Source organism: Bacteroidota bacterium, assembly GCA_016721765.1.
Taxonomy (GTDB): Bacteria; Bacteroidota; Bacteroidia; order UBA4408; family UBA4408; genus UBA4408.
This window is the reverse complement of the sequence record JADKHO010000004.1, coordinates 593,886-611,652: the sequence shown is the minus strand read 5'-3', so window position 1 is coordinate 611,652 and position 17,767 is coordinate 593,886. Positions and strand designations below refer to the sequence as shown.

Annotated in this window: 16 protein-coding genes; 8 read left to right on the top strand and 8 right to left on the bottom strand. The window is 32.3% G+C overall.

Annotated features, from left to right (window positions below):
* Nucleotides 1–28 precede the first annotated feature (28 nt).
* The 3 genes from IPP32_16705 (at nt 29) to IPP32_16695 (ending at nt 2,172) form a co-directional block, all read left to right on the top strand.
* Nucleotides 29–850 carry a hypothetical protein gene (locus tag IPP32_16705; GenBank protein MBL0049725.1) on the top strand — a complete coding sequence of 274 codons (822 nt, stop codon included), beginning with the start codon at nt 29–31 and terminating at the stop codon, nt 848–850.
* Complete coding sequence (locus tag IPP32_16700) at nt 810–1,601, top strand: hypothetical protein (protein MBL0049724.1); 792 nt, start codon at nt 810–812, stop codon at nt 1,599–1,601. Before IPP32_16705 ends, IPP32_16700 begins: the two co-directional genes overlap by 41 nt.
* 175 nt (nt 1,602–1,776) lie before the next feature.
* Entirely contained in the window at nt 1,777–2,172 is a 396-nt protein-coding gene (locus IPP32_16695; GenBank protein MBL0049723.1) for a T9SS type A sorting domain-containing protein, read from the top strand.
* A 2-nt stretch (nt 2,173–2,174) separates the two neighbouring features.
* Here IPP32_16695 and IPP32_16690 read toward each other — a convergent pair whose 3' ends face one another.
* Both IPP32_16690 and IPP32_16685 read right to left on the bottom strand, forming a co-directional pair.
* Nucleotides 2,175–4,244, bottom strand: coding sequence for a T9SS type A sorting domain-containing protein (locus IPP32_16690; GenBank protein MBL0049722.1), 2,070 nt, complete (start codon nt 4,242–4,244; stop codon nt 2,175–2,177).
* 219 nt (nt 4,245–4,463) lie between these two features.
* Complete coding sequence (locus tag IPP32_16685) at nt 4,464–5,042, bottom strand: hypothetical protein (protein MBL0049721.1); 579 nt, start codon at nt 5,040–5,042, stop codon at nt 4,464–4,466.
* Nucleotides 5,043–5,517: 475 nt separating this feature from the next.
* On the opposite strand from IPP32_16685, the gene IPP32_16680 reads away from it, so the two are divergent.
* Together IPP32_16680 and IPP32_16675 are read left to right on the top strand one after the other, a co-directional pair.
* A complete protein-coding gene (locus IPP32_16680; GenBank protein MBL0049720.1) occupies nt 5,518–8,487 on the top strand; it encodes a T9SS type A sorting domain-containing protein in 2,970 nt (989 codons plus the stop codon).
* A 215-nt stretch (nt 8,488–8,702) separates the two neighbouring features.
* Entirely contained in the window at nt 8,703–9,092 is a 390-nt protein-coding gene (locus IPP32_16675; protein MBL0049719.1) for a hypothetical protein, read from the top strand.
* A gap of 128 nt (nt 9,093–9,220) precedes the next feature.
* On the opposite strand, the gene IPP32_16670 is transcribed toward IPP32_16675, so the two are convergent.
* Complete coding sequence (locus tag IPP32_16670) at nt 9,221–9,625, bottom strand: hypothetical protein (protein ID MBL0049718.1); 405 nt, start codon at nt 9,623–9,625, stop codon at nt 9,221–9,223.
* Nucleotides 9,626–9,732: 107 nt separating this feature from the next.
* Here IPP32_16670 and IPP32_16665 point away from each other — a divergent pair, with 107 nt between their 5' ends.
* Nucleotides 9,733–10,173 (top strand): hypothetical protein, encoded by a 441-nt coding sequence (locus IPP32_16665; GenBank protein ID MBL0049717.1) that lies wholly within the window; start codon nt 9,733–9,735, stop codon nt 10,171–10,173.
* Nucleotides 10,174–10,193: 20 nt separating this feature from the next.
* Here the strand turns inward: IPP32_16665 and IPP32_16660 are convergent, their stop codons facing one another.
* The 5 genes from IPP32_16660 to IPP32_16640 form a co-directional block, all read right to left on the bottom strand.
* A complete protein-coding gene (locus IPP32_16660; protein MBL0049716.1) occupies nt 10,194–10,535 on the bottom strand; it encodes a hypothetical protein in 342 nt (113 codons plus the stop codon).
* A 97-nt stretch (nt 10,536–10,632) separates the two neighbouring features.
* The gene (locus IPP32_16655; GenBank protein MBL0049715.1) at nt 10,633–11,673 is read right to left on the bottom strand and encodes a hypothetical protein; all 1,041 of its coding nucleotides are present in this window, start codon (nt 11,671–11,673) and stop codon (nt 10,633–10,635) included.
* Nucleotides 11,674–11,730: 57 nt separating this feature from the next.
* Nucleotides 11,731–12,852, bottom strand: coding sequence for a hypothetical protein (locus IPP32_16650; protein ID MBL0049714.1), 1,122 nt, complete (start codon nt 12,850–12,852; stop codon nt 11,731–11,733).
* Nucleotides 12,828–14,357 (bottom strand): AAA family ATPase, encoded by a 1,530-nt coding sequence (locus IPP32_16645; protein MBL0049713.1) that lies wholly within the window; start codon nt 14,355–14,357, stop codon nt 12,828–12,830. Before IPP32_16645 ends, IPP32_16650 begins: the two co-directional genes overlap by 25 nt.
* 16 nt (nt 14,358–14,373) lie before the next feature.
* A complete protein-coding gene (locus IPP32_16640) occupies nt 14,374–14,610 on the bottom strand; it encodes a hypothetical protein (protein MBL0049712.1) in 237 nt (78 codons plus the stop codon).
* A 182-nt stretch (nt 14,611–14,792) separates the two neighbouring features.
* Between IPP32_16640 and IPP32_16635 the strand changes: the two genes are divergently transcribed.
* Both IPP32_16635 and IPP32_16630 read left to right on the top strand, forming a co-directional pair.
* Nucleotides 14,793–16,640 (top strand): AAA family ATPase, encoded by a 1,848-nt coding sequence (locus IPP32_16635; GenBank protein MBL0049711.1) that lies wholly within the window; start codon nt 14,793–14,795, stop codon nt 16,638–16,640.
* Nucleotides 16,640–17,689 carry a hypothetical protein gene (locus IPP32_16630; protein ID MBL0049710.1) on the top strand — a complete coding sequence of 350 codons (1,050 nt, stop codon included), beginning with the start codon at nt 16,640–16,642 and terminating at the stop codon, nt 17,687–17,689. Before IPP32_16635 ends, IPP32_16630 begins: the two co-directional genes overlap by 1 nt.
* The last annotated feature ends 78 nt before the right edge of the window (nt 17,690–17,767 follow it).

Here is a 17,767-nt window from a genome sequence, read left to right as displayed (position 1 = left end):
AAGTGCATATAACGAAACCAAAAGAACAATGGATGAATCATTAGATCTTTTGAGTTTTGAATCAGCTTATGGAAAAGGTGGAATAGATCCATTTTCTGGAACTGCATACCTAACTTATCATGATAATCTTAACAAAAATTTTGATTACAGTTTGACCTTTTCACTTTCAGTATTCAATGGAGGTGGTGTTTCTGGAAGTATAGGATATACAAACGGGGATTTTAGAGTAACCAATGGAGCTGGATTAACAGAAAATAGTTATGCTCTGGGAGGAAGCATTTCTGTTGGTGGTTATGGAGTCCAATATTATCAAACCCAATATGGAAATTCAACTAATAACCCCACGAGAGAATCCAACCCTCAAGCAGTTGGGGGAGTAGGCATTTTTGGACCTAATTGGAGTTTTAAAATGGAAAATGATTTTGCAGCTAATCATTTTAAAGGTAGTGGTGATAAATGGAGAACGGGGGCCTTTGAACTTAGTGTAAATAAAATTTCTGTTGGTTTTTCTATATATACAAATAAACAAATTAGAGGTAAGGATGAGATCGTAGATGGTACCAGCCTTATTTGGGATGAAAATAGACCAGGGGCCGATAAGAAATATTATGGTGCATGGAAGAATGGGAAGGTATATGACAGTCCTTTATGGGTTGGATATAATTATGGTCCTGGGATATCAAAATTAGGATATAGTAATAAATATGTTCAAGACTTTGCACAAAATGGCATTCATAAATGGGTGTCATTTGGTCGTCAAAACTTTTACAACAATTATTCTGACGATATTAGTCATCCTTATAGTTATAATGGCTATAATAATCCTTATTCTTTATATGGGGGCTGGTAAAATATCCGTATATATATCTTATTTAATACTAATTATATGTGTTCACTTTGGATGTATGTACACACCTATTCAAAAACATTTAAAAAAACAATTTAGTTCATTTGGTCAAAAAGCAATTTATAATGATACCAATTTGAACTTAGAACAATACCTTTATTGTATAAGTTTAATTAGCTACCTGAATCCTTCTATAGACACAACTCCGGTATTTAGATATATAAACAATCAAAAAATAAAAGACACAATTATTAGAGGAAATGAAGTCTCATACAATGGCTTTATTTTTTTTAAAAATGGATTTTGTATAAAAGGTAAACTTTATGAAAAAAACAAGGGGCTTATATATGGCGATTATTTTGAAATAGACTCTGTTAGATTAGATTATTCTAACTCTATTGGAAGTTGTGGGTTTTATGAAATTTTGGGAGATACTGTAAAAGTAAAAACTTTAAGCCGTGACTCATATTTAGCTGGTTCGGTTTATGCAACAGAAGAGTGGTACAGATTAAAGGACAAAAGCCTCGTACAATTATTGTATTTTAAAGATTTAACCTGGGAGCATAATTATCCGTCCGGATTAATCCCAAATTATGATTCAGTGGCTTTAACTTTTTCAAAAAAATATCAAATAAATAAAGGGTTTATTAATCCAAACTCTAGTTGGTTAATAAATAAATCGTGGTTCTGGTATGATAAAAAAGAATATTTAAATTGGAAAAATGAAAATAAAAACAGGAACAATTTACATTAGATACTTTTTTGAATTCAGGTATTCCCTTAATTTTAATTGATAGTCAATAATCGAAGTGTTGTTAACAAGTATTAATCCAATATATCTTTATCAATAATTAATAATCAAAGCTATGAGTATAATAAAACTTAATGGAATTTTACTCCTTACATTTCTAATTTTGAATTCATTATTTATGAAAGCACAAAATTCATATGTTTATGATCCGGCTGGTAATAGAACTGACGCTACTTTGATAATTGGCTCTCCCCAAAGAGCTTTGCCTCCAGTCGTGAATAAGGATTTACCGACACATGATTTAGTAGCGAAACAACATGCTATGACTTTTGGTATTAGTATTTATCCTACAATGGTAAACGAGCTGCTAAATATCACAATAGTCGCAGCAAGCGAATACGCTCCAGCTTTGGTTGAAGTATATGATAACCTCGGAAGAACGGTTACAACAAAAAAAATTGATCACTACAACCAAGAACAAATTAATTTCAGCAGTCTAAAAGACGGTATTTACAATATATCTATTAAAATAAAAGACCAAAAATTGTTTTATAAAGTGGTGAAGGGGAAATAATATTATTTTTCTTTTATTAGTTTCTTAATACAAAAATTTTTTTCGACAGTAGTTCTAAGACAATACAGACCATTGGCATACCTGCTCATATCAATTTTAATAGGCATTTGCTTTGTATTTATTGTATTCGAAAAAATCAGTCTTGCGTTTACATCGTATAATTCTAAAAGCATTAATTTATCGCTATAGTAATTAAAGCAAGGGTCAGAGATTTCAATTGTAATAAAATCTACTGTTGGTAATGGGTATAAATTCAATAAATGACAGAAATTAAATTCCTCCACGGAAGAAGAAAGAAGGGTATCCCGTGAAGATGAAAACAAAACTGTGTCGATAGAAATAAGTTTAGAATCCAATACCTTTATTCGCTTAATTACCGTATCTGATCTTGTAAAGGAACAGGTGACAGAACTTCTAAGAAATGTTGAATCCAATTGTAAACTATCAAGCGTAATCAATTTGGTTACAAGAAAGATATCGTTCTCAACAACAGAACAGCCGGAACTGCTTTCAATTGTTTTGCTTATTGGGTAAAAATATTGCAGGGTATTAGTATCTGTAAAATACTTTGTTTTCGTTATTACAGTATCTGTAATAACGAAAGGATTATAAAGCGTATCGAGATGAGTATAAATCAAAAGAGTGTCAGAGGAAATTAATGCTGAATTAAAGTTAAGATGAGAACTTACTGTTGTATCTCTATAGAGAGAGCAAATCATTATTGATCTAACAAAATCAGAATCCACACGAATGCTGTCCAAAGAAAAAGTTTGCTTTACTTTAAACGAATCCAATTGAACTACATGGCAGGTAGTATCGCTGTTTAATAAGGTTCGAAGAAAGAAGTAGGAATTATTAATTAAATTAGAATGATAAATTGTATCAGCCTTTATCAGCGTATCATAAGTTACGGGAAAGGTAGGAAGGGGTGGGGTATTATTCCTTAATATGCCTAAGCCATAATAATCGTCTGCAACAGCAATATCCTTCCGACCGTCATTATTAATGTCTCCAATACTCAAGGCAAAAGCGTTAATGTTACTAAACCCAAATGCATTTAAAACAGTATAAAAGGAAAATTGATTAGGAATTGTCTGCTGATATAGAGAAATCTTTGACCAATTCCAATTGCCAACAATAATTTCATTTGTTCCATCGCAATTCAAATCTGCAATTTCAACCGCCCTTGGTTGGTCAGTTGCAGGAAGTGTATCAAGCAACTGAAGATTCCCCGTAATTGAATCCTGTAAAAGCAAAAAAATTGCAGCATAACTTTGATTTGCACAACTAGACACAGCAACATCATTTCTCCCATCGTTATTTAAATCTCCAATAGCAATTCCTCCTAAAGCGTGAGGGGCATTCTGTAAATAATTAACCGGATTATTTAAAATACCTAATTGGTTTTGTGTGTAAACCTGTAACATTGTAAATGAGCCACCAGACATAAAAACAACATCATTTAATCCATCATTATTTACATCTCCAATATCAATATCATCTCGACCTCCTTGCACCTTGGGATATGTCATGCTTGTAAAGCCCAGTGTACCCTGATAGAATATCCGAATATTCTGAGCCAACCAATGTGCTACAGCTATATCATCAAGCCCATCATTATTTAAATCTCCAATCTCAACACCATCCACATCCATACCACTAAAGAAGCTTGAAATAGGATTTAGAGCGCCTAAATTATTTTGAAAAAAAATACCAATCGAATCACCATATCCAATCAAAAGGTCATTTAAACCATCATTGTTTAAATCTCCAATGGAAATTGTTGAAACTCCTGGGTACTGGAGCGGATAAGGATACAATATTGGAGTGTTTAATCCTCCGGAGCTATTTTGATAGAAAACAAATATATTTTCCTTATTTGGGGATAATGCGAAAAAATCGTGCCCTAAAGCAACATCATTCAAACCATCATTATTCAAGTCCCCGATTGCAACTACCGAAGAATTAAATCCGCTATTTGTTATCTGATATGGTAAAAATGAATTTTGAGCAAAAGAAGTCAAGATGCAAAATAAAAAAACTAAAAAATAGGTTGAGATTTTCGAAACCATATTGGTGTATTTAATATAAAAGTAAGAAATGATTCTAATCTCATTTATATTGTAATCTTGCTATGCAGTCAGAGAAGTTTTATAAGGGTAGAATATCAAGGAGCTTTCTAAAATAGTTTGAATTTTTAGTTACTCTTTAATTCACATATTTAAAAAGAGTCCAATTCCTCTATTGGACAAAAAATATATGGAAGATTATCATAACACTTTTTACAAAAGCTACAAAAGCACAAAGCGCTCCTTAATCAAGGTGTCCGATTTTTTGCTTTTTAGGGTTTGTCCATCATAAACTATTTTGGAAAGAATGGTGTATTGTAAATCAGTTCGAATTTCAATCGTTTGTAGCTCGAAGTTTAGTTTTTCGAGGTTAAATTTCTTCACATCTAATTTGTAGGATGCAATGGTGCCGATTTCTTTTTCTACAATGTTTAACATTTGATTTTTGTTGCTCCCATCAATAAGGCTATGATTTGTATTGTAAATGGGAAATAGCACATTTTCATGCATCAATTCTTGTGTGAAAATCCTCCTTTTTTGGCGGCTATTTACTTTTATTTCAATGATGCTTTGATAACTATCTAGTAACCCATAAATCTTTGTTTGATTTCCCAAATCCGGCCAGGATTTGTAGTCTTTTGAATTCAGTTCAATAAAAAATGATTCATCAAAAAGTGCTTCCTGAAGCGGTGATTTTATAGCAGCAGCAGCTAATTTAAATTGCGACAGAACCTTCTCCTCAAATTTTCCTTGCACAATGCGGCAGCCAATACCGAAGAGCTTTATTTTTACTGCATCCATTGCTGTTGTTGAGCTTTTATTTCATTAGGAAAGGAGCATAAAGGTAAAGAATATTAGGGTAAGAGTTCGCTTTTTAACTACCGCTAACGGTTTGCCTTCAAAGAGATAAAATTATGTTTAAGTAAAATTTTGTCAATACAAAGGAATCTTAAAAGTATGTTTTTACTAACGGGTATAATTTTATTTAAAAATTTTAATAAGGAGGAAAATTATTATTGCAGCACCTAATATAGTTAATTGGAATACAACCGGCATTGAAATGAAAGAATGATATTAATTGCAAATACAAAAAGTAAAATTACATTTGTCTAAAATTATAACATTTTTATGTGTAATTCATATTATTTGGTCGTATAAACGTGCCTTGAATGGAATAGAAAACTCATAAAGGACATGATAAATTATAGAGCATTGTAGTATACATTAAATACCATTAAAACTAAGATTATTAAAATCGATTTAATCCCAAACCAACATGAAAAAATTTTACGCCCTTTTTAGTTCTTTACTATTTTTCATAACCATGGCTTTTGCTCAAATTCCTAGTTATATTCCTTCCAATGGTCTTGTTGCATGGTGGCCCTTTAATGGAAATGCTAATGATGAGAGCGGAAATGGGAATAATGGAACTTCAAGTGGAGCTGGCCTCACTGTTGATAGGTTTGGAATTTCTAACAGTGCTTATAGCTTTAATGGAACAAGCGATTATATAAGCCTCATAAATGTACCCATTACAGGTACTGGTGATTGGACAATTACATTTTGGTATAAGTCAACAACACAAGCAGTGCAACATATTTTGGCTTTTGGCGATGAAAACAATTTTCGAGATTGTATTCAAATTTTTATTGGTTCGGATAATAAACTGCACTTTGACTTAGAAGCGGTTTCAGGACCTAAAACTATTAATACGGTCACAGATGTAAGTTGGCATTTTGGAACTGTTATTGTTAAAGCCGGAAATGGTTATATCTACGATAATAGTAATGTAAGTGATTCAATAAACGGAATGAATCCCAATATCACAAATGCTGTTTCAAAATTTATCGGTAAAGGAAGGCTGGCTATTGGTAACGCTGCTTCCTTTAACGGAAATATTGATGACATAGGAATTTGGAATCGGGCATTAACTCACCAAGAAATATCAAAACTTTACTCAAATGAAATTTGTAATTCAGCCAATATTTCAAGTGGTTTAGTTGCAGCTTTCCCATTTGCTGGGAATGCTAATGATGCAAGTGGAAATGCCAATAACGGAACGGTGACTGGTGCAAGCTTAAGTGCGGATAGGTTTGGTAATATTAATAATGCTTATAGCTTTGACGGCACATCCAATTTTATTGAAGTAGCCAATAGCACATCTTTAAGTTTTACTGATTCCTTTGCAGTTTCATTTTGGCTAAATGCCCCGGATTATTCTCTTGGTACCGCTGGTCCTTTATTTGAGAGAATACCCATCGCTAAAGTTTCTGGTGCGGGAGATGGCTTTAATTTTGAAACAGTTGATAATATTGGCACATGCTGTGGGGCACAATTCTATGCAAGAAACTTACCTGGATATGTAACATATGAAGAACCGTCTCCCATGCCTATAAATTCATGGGTTCATTTGGTTGGAACATATAATGGCACTACTTTATCTCTTTATCAAAACAACATTTTACTTGGCTCCTCCTTTGCTTCAGTAAGTATGGCTTCATTAACAGACAATTTATTTATTGGTAAGGAAGGCAGCAATGGTAGATTTTTTAAAGGTGAAATAGATGATATTAGAATTTACAATAAAGGTTTATCATCCTGTGATGTCGATAGCTTATTTAATATGGCTGACCCTTGTATTGGTTTCTCCGCCTCGATTACGCCTCAATCCTCGACTTCCTTCTGTCAAGGTGGTTCTGTTAATTTGAATGCGAATACAGGAACAAATTATACTTACCAGTGGTTCAAAAATGGAAACAGTATCTCCAATGCTACTTCAGCTGCGTATCAAGCCATTCAAGCTGGAAGCTATAGTGTTTCCGTATCGAATGGTTCATGTAATTTAAGCAGCTCTTCAATTGCCGTTTCAATTAATCCTAATCCATCAGTTACTTTAGATTCAATAATTGGATTTGTTAACATCAATGCAAATCCAATCGGTCTTAATGGTTTGCCTGGTGGAGGAAGCTATACAGGGCAAGGAGTTACAGGCTCTTCGTTTAATCCTCAAATTGCGGGGCTTGGAAAAGCAACAATTAAATATAATTATACCAATGGTTCTGGCTGCATTGGAAGTGCCAGCAGAAATACAATTGTATATGATACTACCGGAGTTTTATGCACAACCTACGACACTTTGACAACTCATGTTATTATAAACGACACGAATTTTGTTACAATCATTGATACTACTCATTTTGTTGTTTATGATACTCTTCCAACTTATATAACAATTTACGATACAGTTAAAGTATATGAACCTGTTTCAGTTCCTACTTATGGATTAGTCGGTTGGTGGCCTTTCAGCGGAAATGCAAATGATTTAAGTGGAAATGGAAATAACGGAATTGTAAGAGGAGCTTCACTTAGCACAGACAGGTTTGGCCAACCAAATTCTGCATACCAGTTTTCAGGAAAGGATAGCAACCTGGTAAGCTATATTATTGCGAATCATAATAACCTTCCTTCCGGCAATAGCCCAAGGACTGTATCTCTATGGTTAACGCATGACACTTACCCTGTGTCAGGAGGTTCAGGTAATGATGGTCACCCGATATTGGGATATGGTTCTCCTCTGACAAATTCAGCTATTGAAATATTATATGGTCATACTAACTCTAATTCTGATTTTATTAGATTTTCTGGGTTTAACAGTGATTTTGACGTGCCTGTTACTTATAACCTGCAAGATTGGTATAATATTGTAGCTGTTTATGACGGAACCAATGCGTCAATATTTATTAATAATGTACTGATTGGTACAAGTGCTTTTCCAGGATGGAACACCTTGCTTGACTCCATTGTGTTTGGTTCACAAACACCCCGCTCACGTTTTCACAACGGTAAAATTGATGATATTCTTATTTACAATCGTGCATTCAATCCTGCAGGAGTGGATTCACTTTTTCATGCTAATATTTGCCGTCAAACGATTACTGTTACTGATACATTACTAATAAATTTCCCATTAACGGCTTTCAACCCGGTTGCATTTCAACATACAATTAAAGTTTATCCTAACCCTTCAAAAGACCGTATAACTATTGATTGCGGAAACTTCTTCTCTTTAGCCGGATATACAATTAAAATTGCAAATTCACTTGGTCAAACAATGTTTACAAACCCAATAGACCAGGCGCAATTTGATATTGATCTAACAGGCTGGACCGGACTTGGAATTTACTTTGTGCATATAATTGATCCGCAACTTAACACTGTTGAGATTAGGAAGATTGTTCTGAATTAATTTGATAGCTGATTTTAATAGGCCGCAAACATTTTATATTTAGTGTTTGCGGCCTATTAAATAAGGAGATAATTTGTTTTAAGCGGAAATAAAAAAAAACATCTAAGTTTCACGAAAGAACTTTTTAACCTTTCCATGCGATTACCGAATAGACTAAATTATATGTCGTCAAAGTATTTTGGACCTTCTTCTTCAAGTGAAACAAAAATATTATCATGAACTATAAATTTAAATCGTCTTCGATTACAATTCTTTATTTAATTTCTGCCTTAATTGCAATTCTACTGTACAATTTGCAACTTTTTAAAGTAGAAATTTTTGGTACAATTCTAATTTTATTAACTACAATTTATTTTTCCCTTAAAAGTTATTTTTTAGAGTATGACAAGTTTTTCAAAGAACTTTTCATAGGATTTAATAACCGTTATAACGAAATAAATGAGAATTTAAATTCTATCACCAATGCAACCCAATTAAATGATAATGAGAAGAAAACCGTAATTGATTATTTTAATATTTGTGCAGAAGAATATATGTGGAACAAAAGAGGAAGAATTCCCTTGGGAGTATATTTAAGTTGGGAAGAGGATCTTTATTTCATTTAAGAAAACCACCAAAACAGGAGTTAATTGTATTGGAGCTCAAAGAGAATAAAATGAGCTACTATGGCTGGATTGAGTATATTCATACGAAGATTTGAACTAAGGATCATTCTTGATAAAATATGTAAACGTTAATCTAGATTAATCAAATAAACATCCCGCTTATTCCTTGCAATATTTTTTACTTCAAATCCGCCTTCTTGCGGAATTTTTTCGATGAGGTCAAAGTGCTTACAGTCTTTGGGGAGCCCTGAAAAAATTAAGGTGAAGTGATGAACCTTACCTTTTGGTATCATTGTCCAATCAGGATAAAGACTTATTTTTTCAAAGTGAAGTAATTTACTTATGTGGGTGGAATTTTTGGGAAATAAAAAGGTTGATTTCCAAATGCGAATACTAGTGCTTTGATATGCCGTGCTTATAGTGAAATGCACAATTACTTGTGATTCTGTTTGGATTAGGTGCTTGGGCTTTTTCTTTGTTTCTGTAAGTGACTTGACCTTTGGTTTAAGGCTAGGTGTTTTTATTTCGGCCATAAAAATTTGGGTTTTGATTTGTGGTATTAAGAAGGATTTTATTTTGCATTAAAATTAATCGAATTGCTCCATGTTTTTTATCTTGCATTACAAAATTCTAAACTTCAATGACAGCACAAATGGGGGATACCCTACATTACTTAGGTGAATCGTATTCAATTGCAACAGAACCGCTGAAACCCTATTTGGATGTGCTCCAAACTCCTATACAATTTGAACCTCCACACACTGCCTGCTGGAGAGGTTATTATGCAAGTTGGGAAATTAAGGGAGATTTACTTTTGTTGATGGATTTTACCGGATTTGTTTATTCGAACCGAAGGGTAAATATCGATTATATTTTTCCGGGCGAACCGGTAGTATTTGCCAATTGGTTTAGTGGTGAAATTCGCGTACCCCTTGGAAACACAATAAAATACATACATGCTGGCTATGCATCTGTTAATGAAAGGGATTTATTCTTACAATTTGATGCAGGGCGATTGGTTGGATCCAAAACGCAAGAAAATAGTTATGAGGAGGAATTGGATGATGGTATGCCTTTTTAAGCTTTAGGGATAGTTAAACCTTATATTGAAATAGCTTGTGATTCCGAGATTTTTGCTTCCTGCACTCCAATAGCAAATTCCACTTGCACATTTTTCTTGTAGTGGTAAATAAAAATGTGCTCTGAAAGATAAAGTTTTTCCGAATGCTCCATCTTCAGCAAGGTATTCAAGAGTTCATCTTTAAGCAAAAATCCCAATTGTTTTTTTGTTACACCATAAAGAGAATACTTTTCTTTACCTAGTTTTTTAAGTGTGGGTATAGTTGATTTTAATTTGCGATGAAGGAAGGCATCAACTTTTAAGGCACTTTGGGCGTCGAAGTGTTTGGTTGGGATAGGGATGTAGGGAATTAGTTCTTGCATTTATAATCTGAAACTTAAGAATGAAGTTGTAATCTTTACAGCTTTTCAAAATTACATTATTTAGCCGCAGAATTAAAATATTATGAGGTAGTATAATTTACTTTTTAAAAACAACGTATTTTTTATCAAATTCCTGAGTAAACCGATTTTCTCCAATAAAATTATCTAATCCATTCTCTAAAATGGCGGTGCCTGTATCTCGCAATATTCCTTTGGTAAAATTCCCAATTGCTTTTTCGTGTTGAGCGAGCCATGTTAGGCTTTGACTTAAGGACCATTCATTTTGCCCGGTTGCTTGCTGTTCAATTTTAAATCGGTCGGTAATTCTATCCTTTGTAGCTCTTGCTATAGTCATGCCTCCAAGAAAATCGTTTAATTGAGAAGGGTTCAAGGCTGAACCGGAAGCAATTTCTATACGATTATTAAGGAAATTATAGTTTTTTATTCCCTCGTTGATTGTAAATTCAATGAAGCTAAATGGATTTGAACTTTTTTTATGTGTAAGCACAAATTGAGTACTATCCAATTGAGTTAATCCATTGCTGCAGATAATAATTTCTCTTCCCCAGTGCATTTTAATTGCACTATATCCATTGTTATTTGCGTGAATTAGTTTGTATTTATAGGAAATATTCCGCTCACAAAAGCTTGGAGTAAAAGTTTCTTCAATTTGCCCAAATTGATTAACACGCATGGAGCTTTCTATTTTAAATTCTTTTAATCTACGAAGCTCATCCAGAAATGAATTCCGGAATTCCATTTGGTTGATGTATTGGAATTGAGGACTCACTATACCATAGATTTCATTTTTACCATTTACTATTAAATACTTTAAAATTAGGGATTTAGATTTTAAAGTGGAGACGATTCTTTCTTTTAGTCTGACCGGATTTTGGGATATTTCAGTTTCCCACTGCGATTGCACAGCTTGGAAACTTTTAGTAGTATGGTCAAATATCAATGTACCCAATTGATGCATCAAGCCACGTTTTAATAGGCTACAATATTCAATATTGTTAATTCGAATCAAAATATGATCGCCTGATTTTGAACAAAACACTTCGATTTTATCTGAATTTTCAATCGCTAAGTCCTTTACTTGCTTTTCACATTCTAATAATTGCTCGAGTTGTTTCATTGTGCTTTATTTTAATTGTAGCACAAAGGTAATTGGGAGGAATGCAGTGTATCTGCATTAAGAAATAATATTTGACCGGTAAGTAAAATAGTTTGAATACCTAAGGTCTTCCTTTAATTTTAAGCATACTTCAATTGTATTATTATATTGAACCACGTCTTTTAGGTTATTTTTGTCTAAAAATGAGCTCAGTGCAAGAGCTGTTATCTTTCTTTCAATTGTACCATGTTTATTTTTTTTTATAAAATCAAAAGAATTCCTAGGAGCTCCAGAAATGTAATTTGTGTAAAAAATTCGATCATGAAGCGCCTTTTGAATACTTATTATTTCAGGTCTTATAGATTGATTTATTTGAATTGTAATTTTATTTTCCTTACAAAATCGAGAATCAATTAAATATTCATTTAAAACAATAAATTCAAAAGATACTCTCTTATTTAATTTTAGTTTTAAAATTTCCACAAAACGGCTAATTTTCTTTTCAACTTCCATGGAATAGTTTACTTTACCTGTATTCTCATTATCTATTTGTAATGAATTGTTTTTGGCTCTTGTGATGATCCTCACGTGGGGTTTATAATTTTGCTTATTAGATAATAAAATATTTTCCAAAAGACCAAATATGTTTATTTTAAAAGTTTCTTCAGTCCAAGAAAGAATATATTGGTCATTTATTGTAAAGCAATTGCTAGGCATTTTATAATCAGCAAGATGAGCATACTCAAATGGTTTAGAAGTATCATCTATTGTAATTTTTAATTCGGGCCTAAAATTTTTATTATCATTAAAGCAAAGTGACTTTAGCCCATTGTTAATATTATCAGAATTTAAAAAAAGGAAGCCATAATTATTACAATATTGGTTGTTAATGTTTGATGGTTCTTGAATAAGAAAAACTGATGGAGAATTTAATGCAGATAATAGTCGCTTTTTTATTGATATGATAAACTGAGATGGTTTTAGTTGATTATTTTTAATTTCCCTAAGCGAACCTATAATTGTTTTAAGATCTTTTGAATTAAACAAATTGCCATTTAAGTCCATTACATTGCACTCATCACTATCAAGCAAGCAATTTTTAAGAGTTTGACTAAAGTAATTGTCCCTTGTGCTATTAAAAAAGGAAGTCAAAAATGACCTATCCAAATAAACATCTAATTTTGTGCTTGAATATCCCATAATTGAAAAATAATATTTGTTGCCTCATCTACGAAACCTGAACCAAAGTCATCAGACAATTTTCCTGACTTGTCAATTTCAATAGCTTTTGGTTTTATACCCTTTCCAGCCAAGTAGTGAATAATTATGTCTTCATTATCAATAGCTTTTGATGCTACATTAAGTTGAAATCTTCTTATTAAATATTCACTGTGTGTCTCAAGAATAAAATTGATACCGAATTTAATTCTGGCCTCGATAAACAAATCAGCTAATTTGGATTGATAATTAGGATGAAGATTTGCCTCTGGTTCTTCGATGTATAGTGTTTTTCTTGGTATTCTAAATTTATCAAGGGTAATTATTTTTAGTATAATCGCTATAAGTTGAGATGCACCAAAACCGAAATCTGAAATATTTCTTATTTTCTTGCCTGTAACTTTATCGACTATCAATGCTATTAAAACTGTCTCTGCTTCCCACTTAATTACTAGTTTTTGTTTATTTGTAATAATCCCAAAATTCAGTAACCATTTATTTAAAAACTGCTCCTTTTCTTTGCTGATTATGGTTTTCTTTTGGATAATTGATAAAATAGAGCTTAATTCAGATGTCCCTGTAATATGGGCCCTACTTTGATTTCCTCTTGAAGAAGATAGATGTTCAAAACTCTCAATTGCTAATTCTAAGTTTTTAATTTGATTTTCAATGTATTCAGATATTGATTTACACAAAAGCATTCCATTATATGTTTCCTTTATTTTTTTTAAATGGTATTTCTTTTTTAGTTTTTCAATTATTGCATAGCTCCCATTTTCAATATTATAAACTAGTTCAATTTCCCAAAGTCCTTGTTCCAAGAGCCATTTTATTGAATCAGTATAACGCTCAGGATTTCCACCTAAGGGAAAAAATGTTTTATCCTTTAAAATATTATTTTCGATATCTATAATTTCTTCATTAGTTAATCTAGAATTTAAATTTTCGAACTCGAACTCAAAAATTGGCAAATCGCCATGGTATCTAGCTTTGTGATGAAAAGATTTAATTCTGCTGTCATTACTAATAGCCAGGTCATCTATAATCTTTTTGAAATGGTAGATATCCACATAGCAGGTTCCTTCGGAATTATTCAAATAAAATAGCCAATTATTGTCGAGTTCATGATATATACCAAATAGCGATAGTTTTGCATTTCCCTTTATAGTTGTATTCGCAATATAATCCAATTTAAAAATTAGTGAATCAATCTTAAAACAAAATGATATTTCTTTGTTTTTAGGATTGCTTATAGTAGAATCAAAATCTCCTAAATGATGATAAGGTGCTTCAAAACTTAAATCGTCTAAACCACCTAATAAACCTTTCCTTTTTAAATTATCTTGAAATAGTAGTATAGATTTTAAGATGCTACTTTTGCCAGAGTTATTTGGACCTGTAATAATAGTTATCGGTGATAGTTTAAAATCTGTGTCCTTTTCAAATACCCTGAAATTTGTAAACCCTATTTCGGCTATACTTACCATTTTGAATTTGATTTTATTAAGCTAAGTTAGTTTTTATTTCAAGCTGTAGGTCGCAGTTAATGCGAACGAAAATAATTTGTGCTTCTATTAAATGCAAGAGTTGTTCTTGGGCCTTTTCATCAAAGGAACTCAAAGTATGTAAAAAATAATTTATTTCGGATTGAGTAAGGTCTTTAAAATTAAGGTCAGAAGGCATTACTTTAATGATGTCTGAATTATCGCCCTCCAATAAATTCCCTTGCATATCGTTCATTTTCTTTTAATTTTGGACAAATGTGAATTATTCAAATGCAGCCATTCTGCATTTGAATAATTTCTGGTAATTTTTAAATGTTGGTCATTAAATATTATATTAAGTAATTATTTATTGAAGTATTTGTAAATGCAGATACACTGCATTCTTAATGAAACTATTTGTAAAAATATTTTTTTGTGATGATTCGACTTTCTAAAGTATTAAAAGAATTAAATGTTGGAATTGACCATGCTATTGCTTTTTTGGCATCCAAAGGTCATAATATTGAAAGGAACCCCAATGCTAAAATAGCAGAAGAACAGTATCAGATTTTAATTGATCACTATTCATCTGATAAAAAACTGAAACTTAAAAAGGATGAGATTTATGATACAGTAGTGAAAATAAAACCAGTTTCAAATTCAAAATTTAGCAAACGAATTAATTCAATTGGTTTTAATAATTTCAGAAGGTTTATTTCCTTTAAACCTCTTGAATATAAAGGAATCACATTTCTAGTTGGAAGAAATAATGTTGGGAAATCTACTGTTGTCAAAGCACTTTTGCTAATCGATCATTACTTTAAGTCTGGAAACATTGATACATTATCGTTTGGCAATAGTGTGTTGGAAGATGCGAATATTGTGACCTACGGGAGAGCTAAAAATCAGAAAGCAAAGGAAAATAATATTCAATTTTCTTATTTGATTGAGGATTTTTTAATCGAATTAATTATTACAGGTGATGATGATAATACCTTTGCAAAGGTTCATACACTTACCATAACAAATGTAACTCATAAGTTGTCTTTTCATTTTAATTTTCACACCAGATTTATTAATATAACCAAAAAAAGGAGTCAGGAAGTTAGTAAAGCTGCAAAAAAATTTATTGCTGATCTTGAAGAGCAAGTAGCAAAAACCAAAAAGCAGCTTGAGGACCCCTATTTAAAAAAGACAAGTAAGGAGTATATTGAGCTTGTATCTAAATTGGAAAATTTACATAAGAAGTTAGCAGGTGTATATCAAGATGTAAAGGATCCCAATCAAGAAACAATTTTATTTTCGTTAGAACAACACTTCGGCAATGCATATAGTTTAACTGAAATTGTTGACGATCTTTTACTTCAATCAATGACACAATATGAAAGAGAGTTCAGAGAAATTCAAGGAGGCAAAACTTCATCAGATAGATTTGAAGATTTAAGAGCTTTAAAAGTTCAAGAACCTGAATATGTTGAATATATGTTTAGTCATTTTATGACCTTAATAAATGACTTTTCAATAGCATACCTTGGTGCAAATCCAAATAAGCAATCAGCATTATTCTCTATTCGCGATAAGAATAACGCACTAGCACAGGCTATCCATGAATTTAAACAACTTCATATTATTATTGGAGAGCAAGAGCATCTTTTCGTAATAAAATGGATGAAACTATTTGAAGTAGGAGATAGTTTTACTATTTCAATGTATGGGGGTGAAGCTTATGAAGTGAAAATTCGTTCAAATGATAATGAAACTCATTTAGCTGATAAAGGAATGGGATCTATTCAAGCAATGCTTTTAATTATGCGAATCGCATGCGTTATTAGGAGAGTTAGAATTGCTGAAAAGAATTCGACTATAACTCGAAAAATTGAAAATAAGGACGTCGGAAGAGATTCATCAAAATACAGATTGATTGATAGGACTACCGTAATTATTGAAGAACCAGAACTTAACTTGCATCCTGCTCTTCAAAGTAAACTGGCTGATTTGTTTTTAGATGTACATCAAAATTGGGGTATTGATTTTCTTATTGAAACCCATTCTGAATATATTTTAAGAAGGTCCCAAGTGATCGTTGCAATCAATGGATTTGAAGTTGTACAAAATGAAAACCCATTCTGTGTTCATTATTTTCCAAAGGATATTCAGCAAATGCCTTACAAATTAGAATACCAGGAAGATGGGTCTTTCAACAGAAACTTTGGCGATGGCTTTTTTGATGAAGCCTCTTCAAGCACTCTTGAATTATTAAAACTTAAACGCCAAAAGAAAGCCTGATGTTTACTGTTTACGCTGAAAAGGACATATTTGAAAACATAGTTGTTTTTAACGACCAAGCCCCTCATTGGTTCAATATCTTCTGCAATCATTCAGAGGTTTGCTTAAATATGACGGATGAAGAATTGACTTCTGAAGAATTACAAGGCACGCCAATCTTTGAGTTTATAATGGCAAATGGTGGTAGAAGCCCAGTTGCATCTAAAGATTATTTTGATGAGGTTTATAAGGATACAGCGGTTATTGAAAAAAAACCACGCGCGGCCTTTTTTCTAAACTATACAAAGGAAGAGGCAGAAAAAATACAAAAGTCATTCGGGGTGATAGTTCAAAGTGGCGATTCAATTTTGGAGGATATCCTTACCGGAAGTTTTAAGAGAAAATTATTAAAATCGGAGGAAATTGCAGAGGGTTCAAGTTTGGGATGGAAATCACTACTTAAATTTAAATTTCCACCATCGAATGCCCTTGTATTATCTGATAACTATTTATTGCCATCAACAGAAAGGGTTAATGGTGCTAACGTTGATTCAGGGAAACGGAATGTTTTTTGGCTATTAGATGTTGTCCTGCCGGCTTCATTATCCATTCCTTATCATATAACAATTATTTCTGAAGACCTAAATAAAACTGAGGTTTGGAGGAAAAGAATAGCTGAGGAATTAAACACAGAGATCAAAAAGTTAAGAAATTATGAAATCAACGTAGAAGTCGTATTTGTAAAAGATGAATTATTGCATGATCGCCTTTTGTTGATGAATTATGTAAATTCTTCCTGTGAACATGGCTTCTATCTTTTTAAAGCCAGGGATGGTAAAACCGTCCATATCGTTAATAAGATTCAAATCAATTCTTATTTCAGCACATTAGATAATAGTCAAGGGGAGACAGAATATGAACTTGCAATCAAGGACTTGGGCATTTTCAAAAAGGTTTGCAGTGACTTAGCTACTCATATAAATGCAAATACGGCAGTTTATCGGGGTGCTATTTTAGGCGATTGTAACGCTGATAAGACTTTAAAAAACCGCCTATTCAATGATGTCTAAAAATAAAAATAACAATGCAGAACCACTGCACAGTTAGGTAATTACTTTGTATTGTCAAACGAAAAGAATAAAAAATAA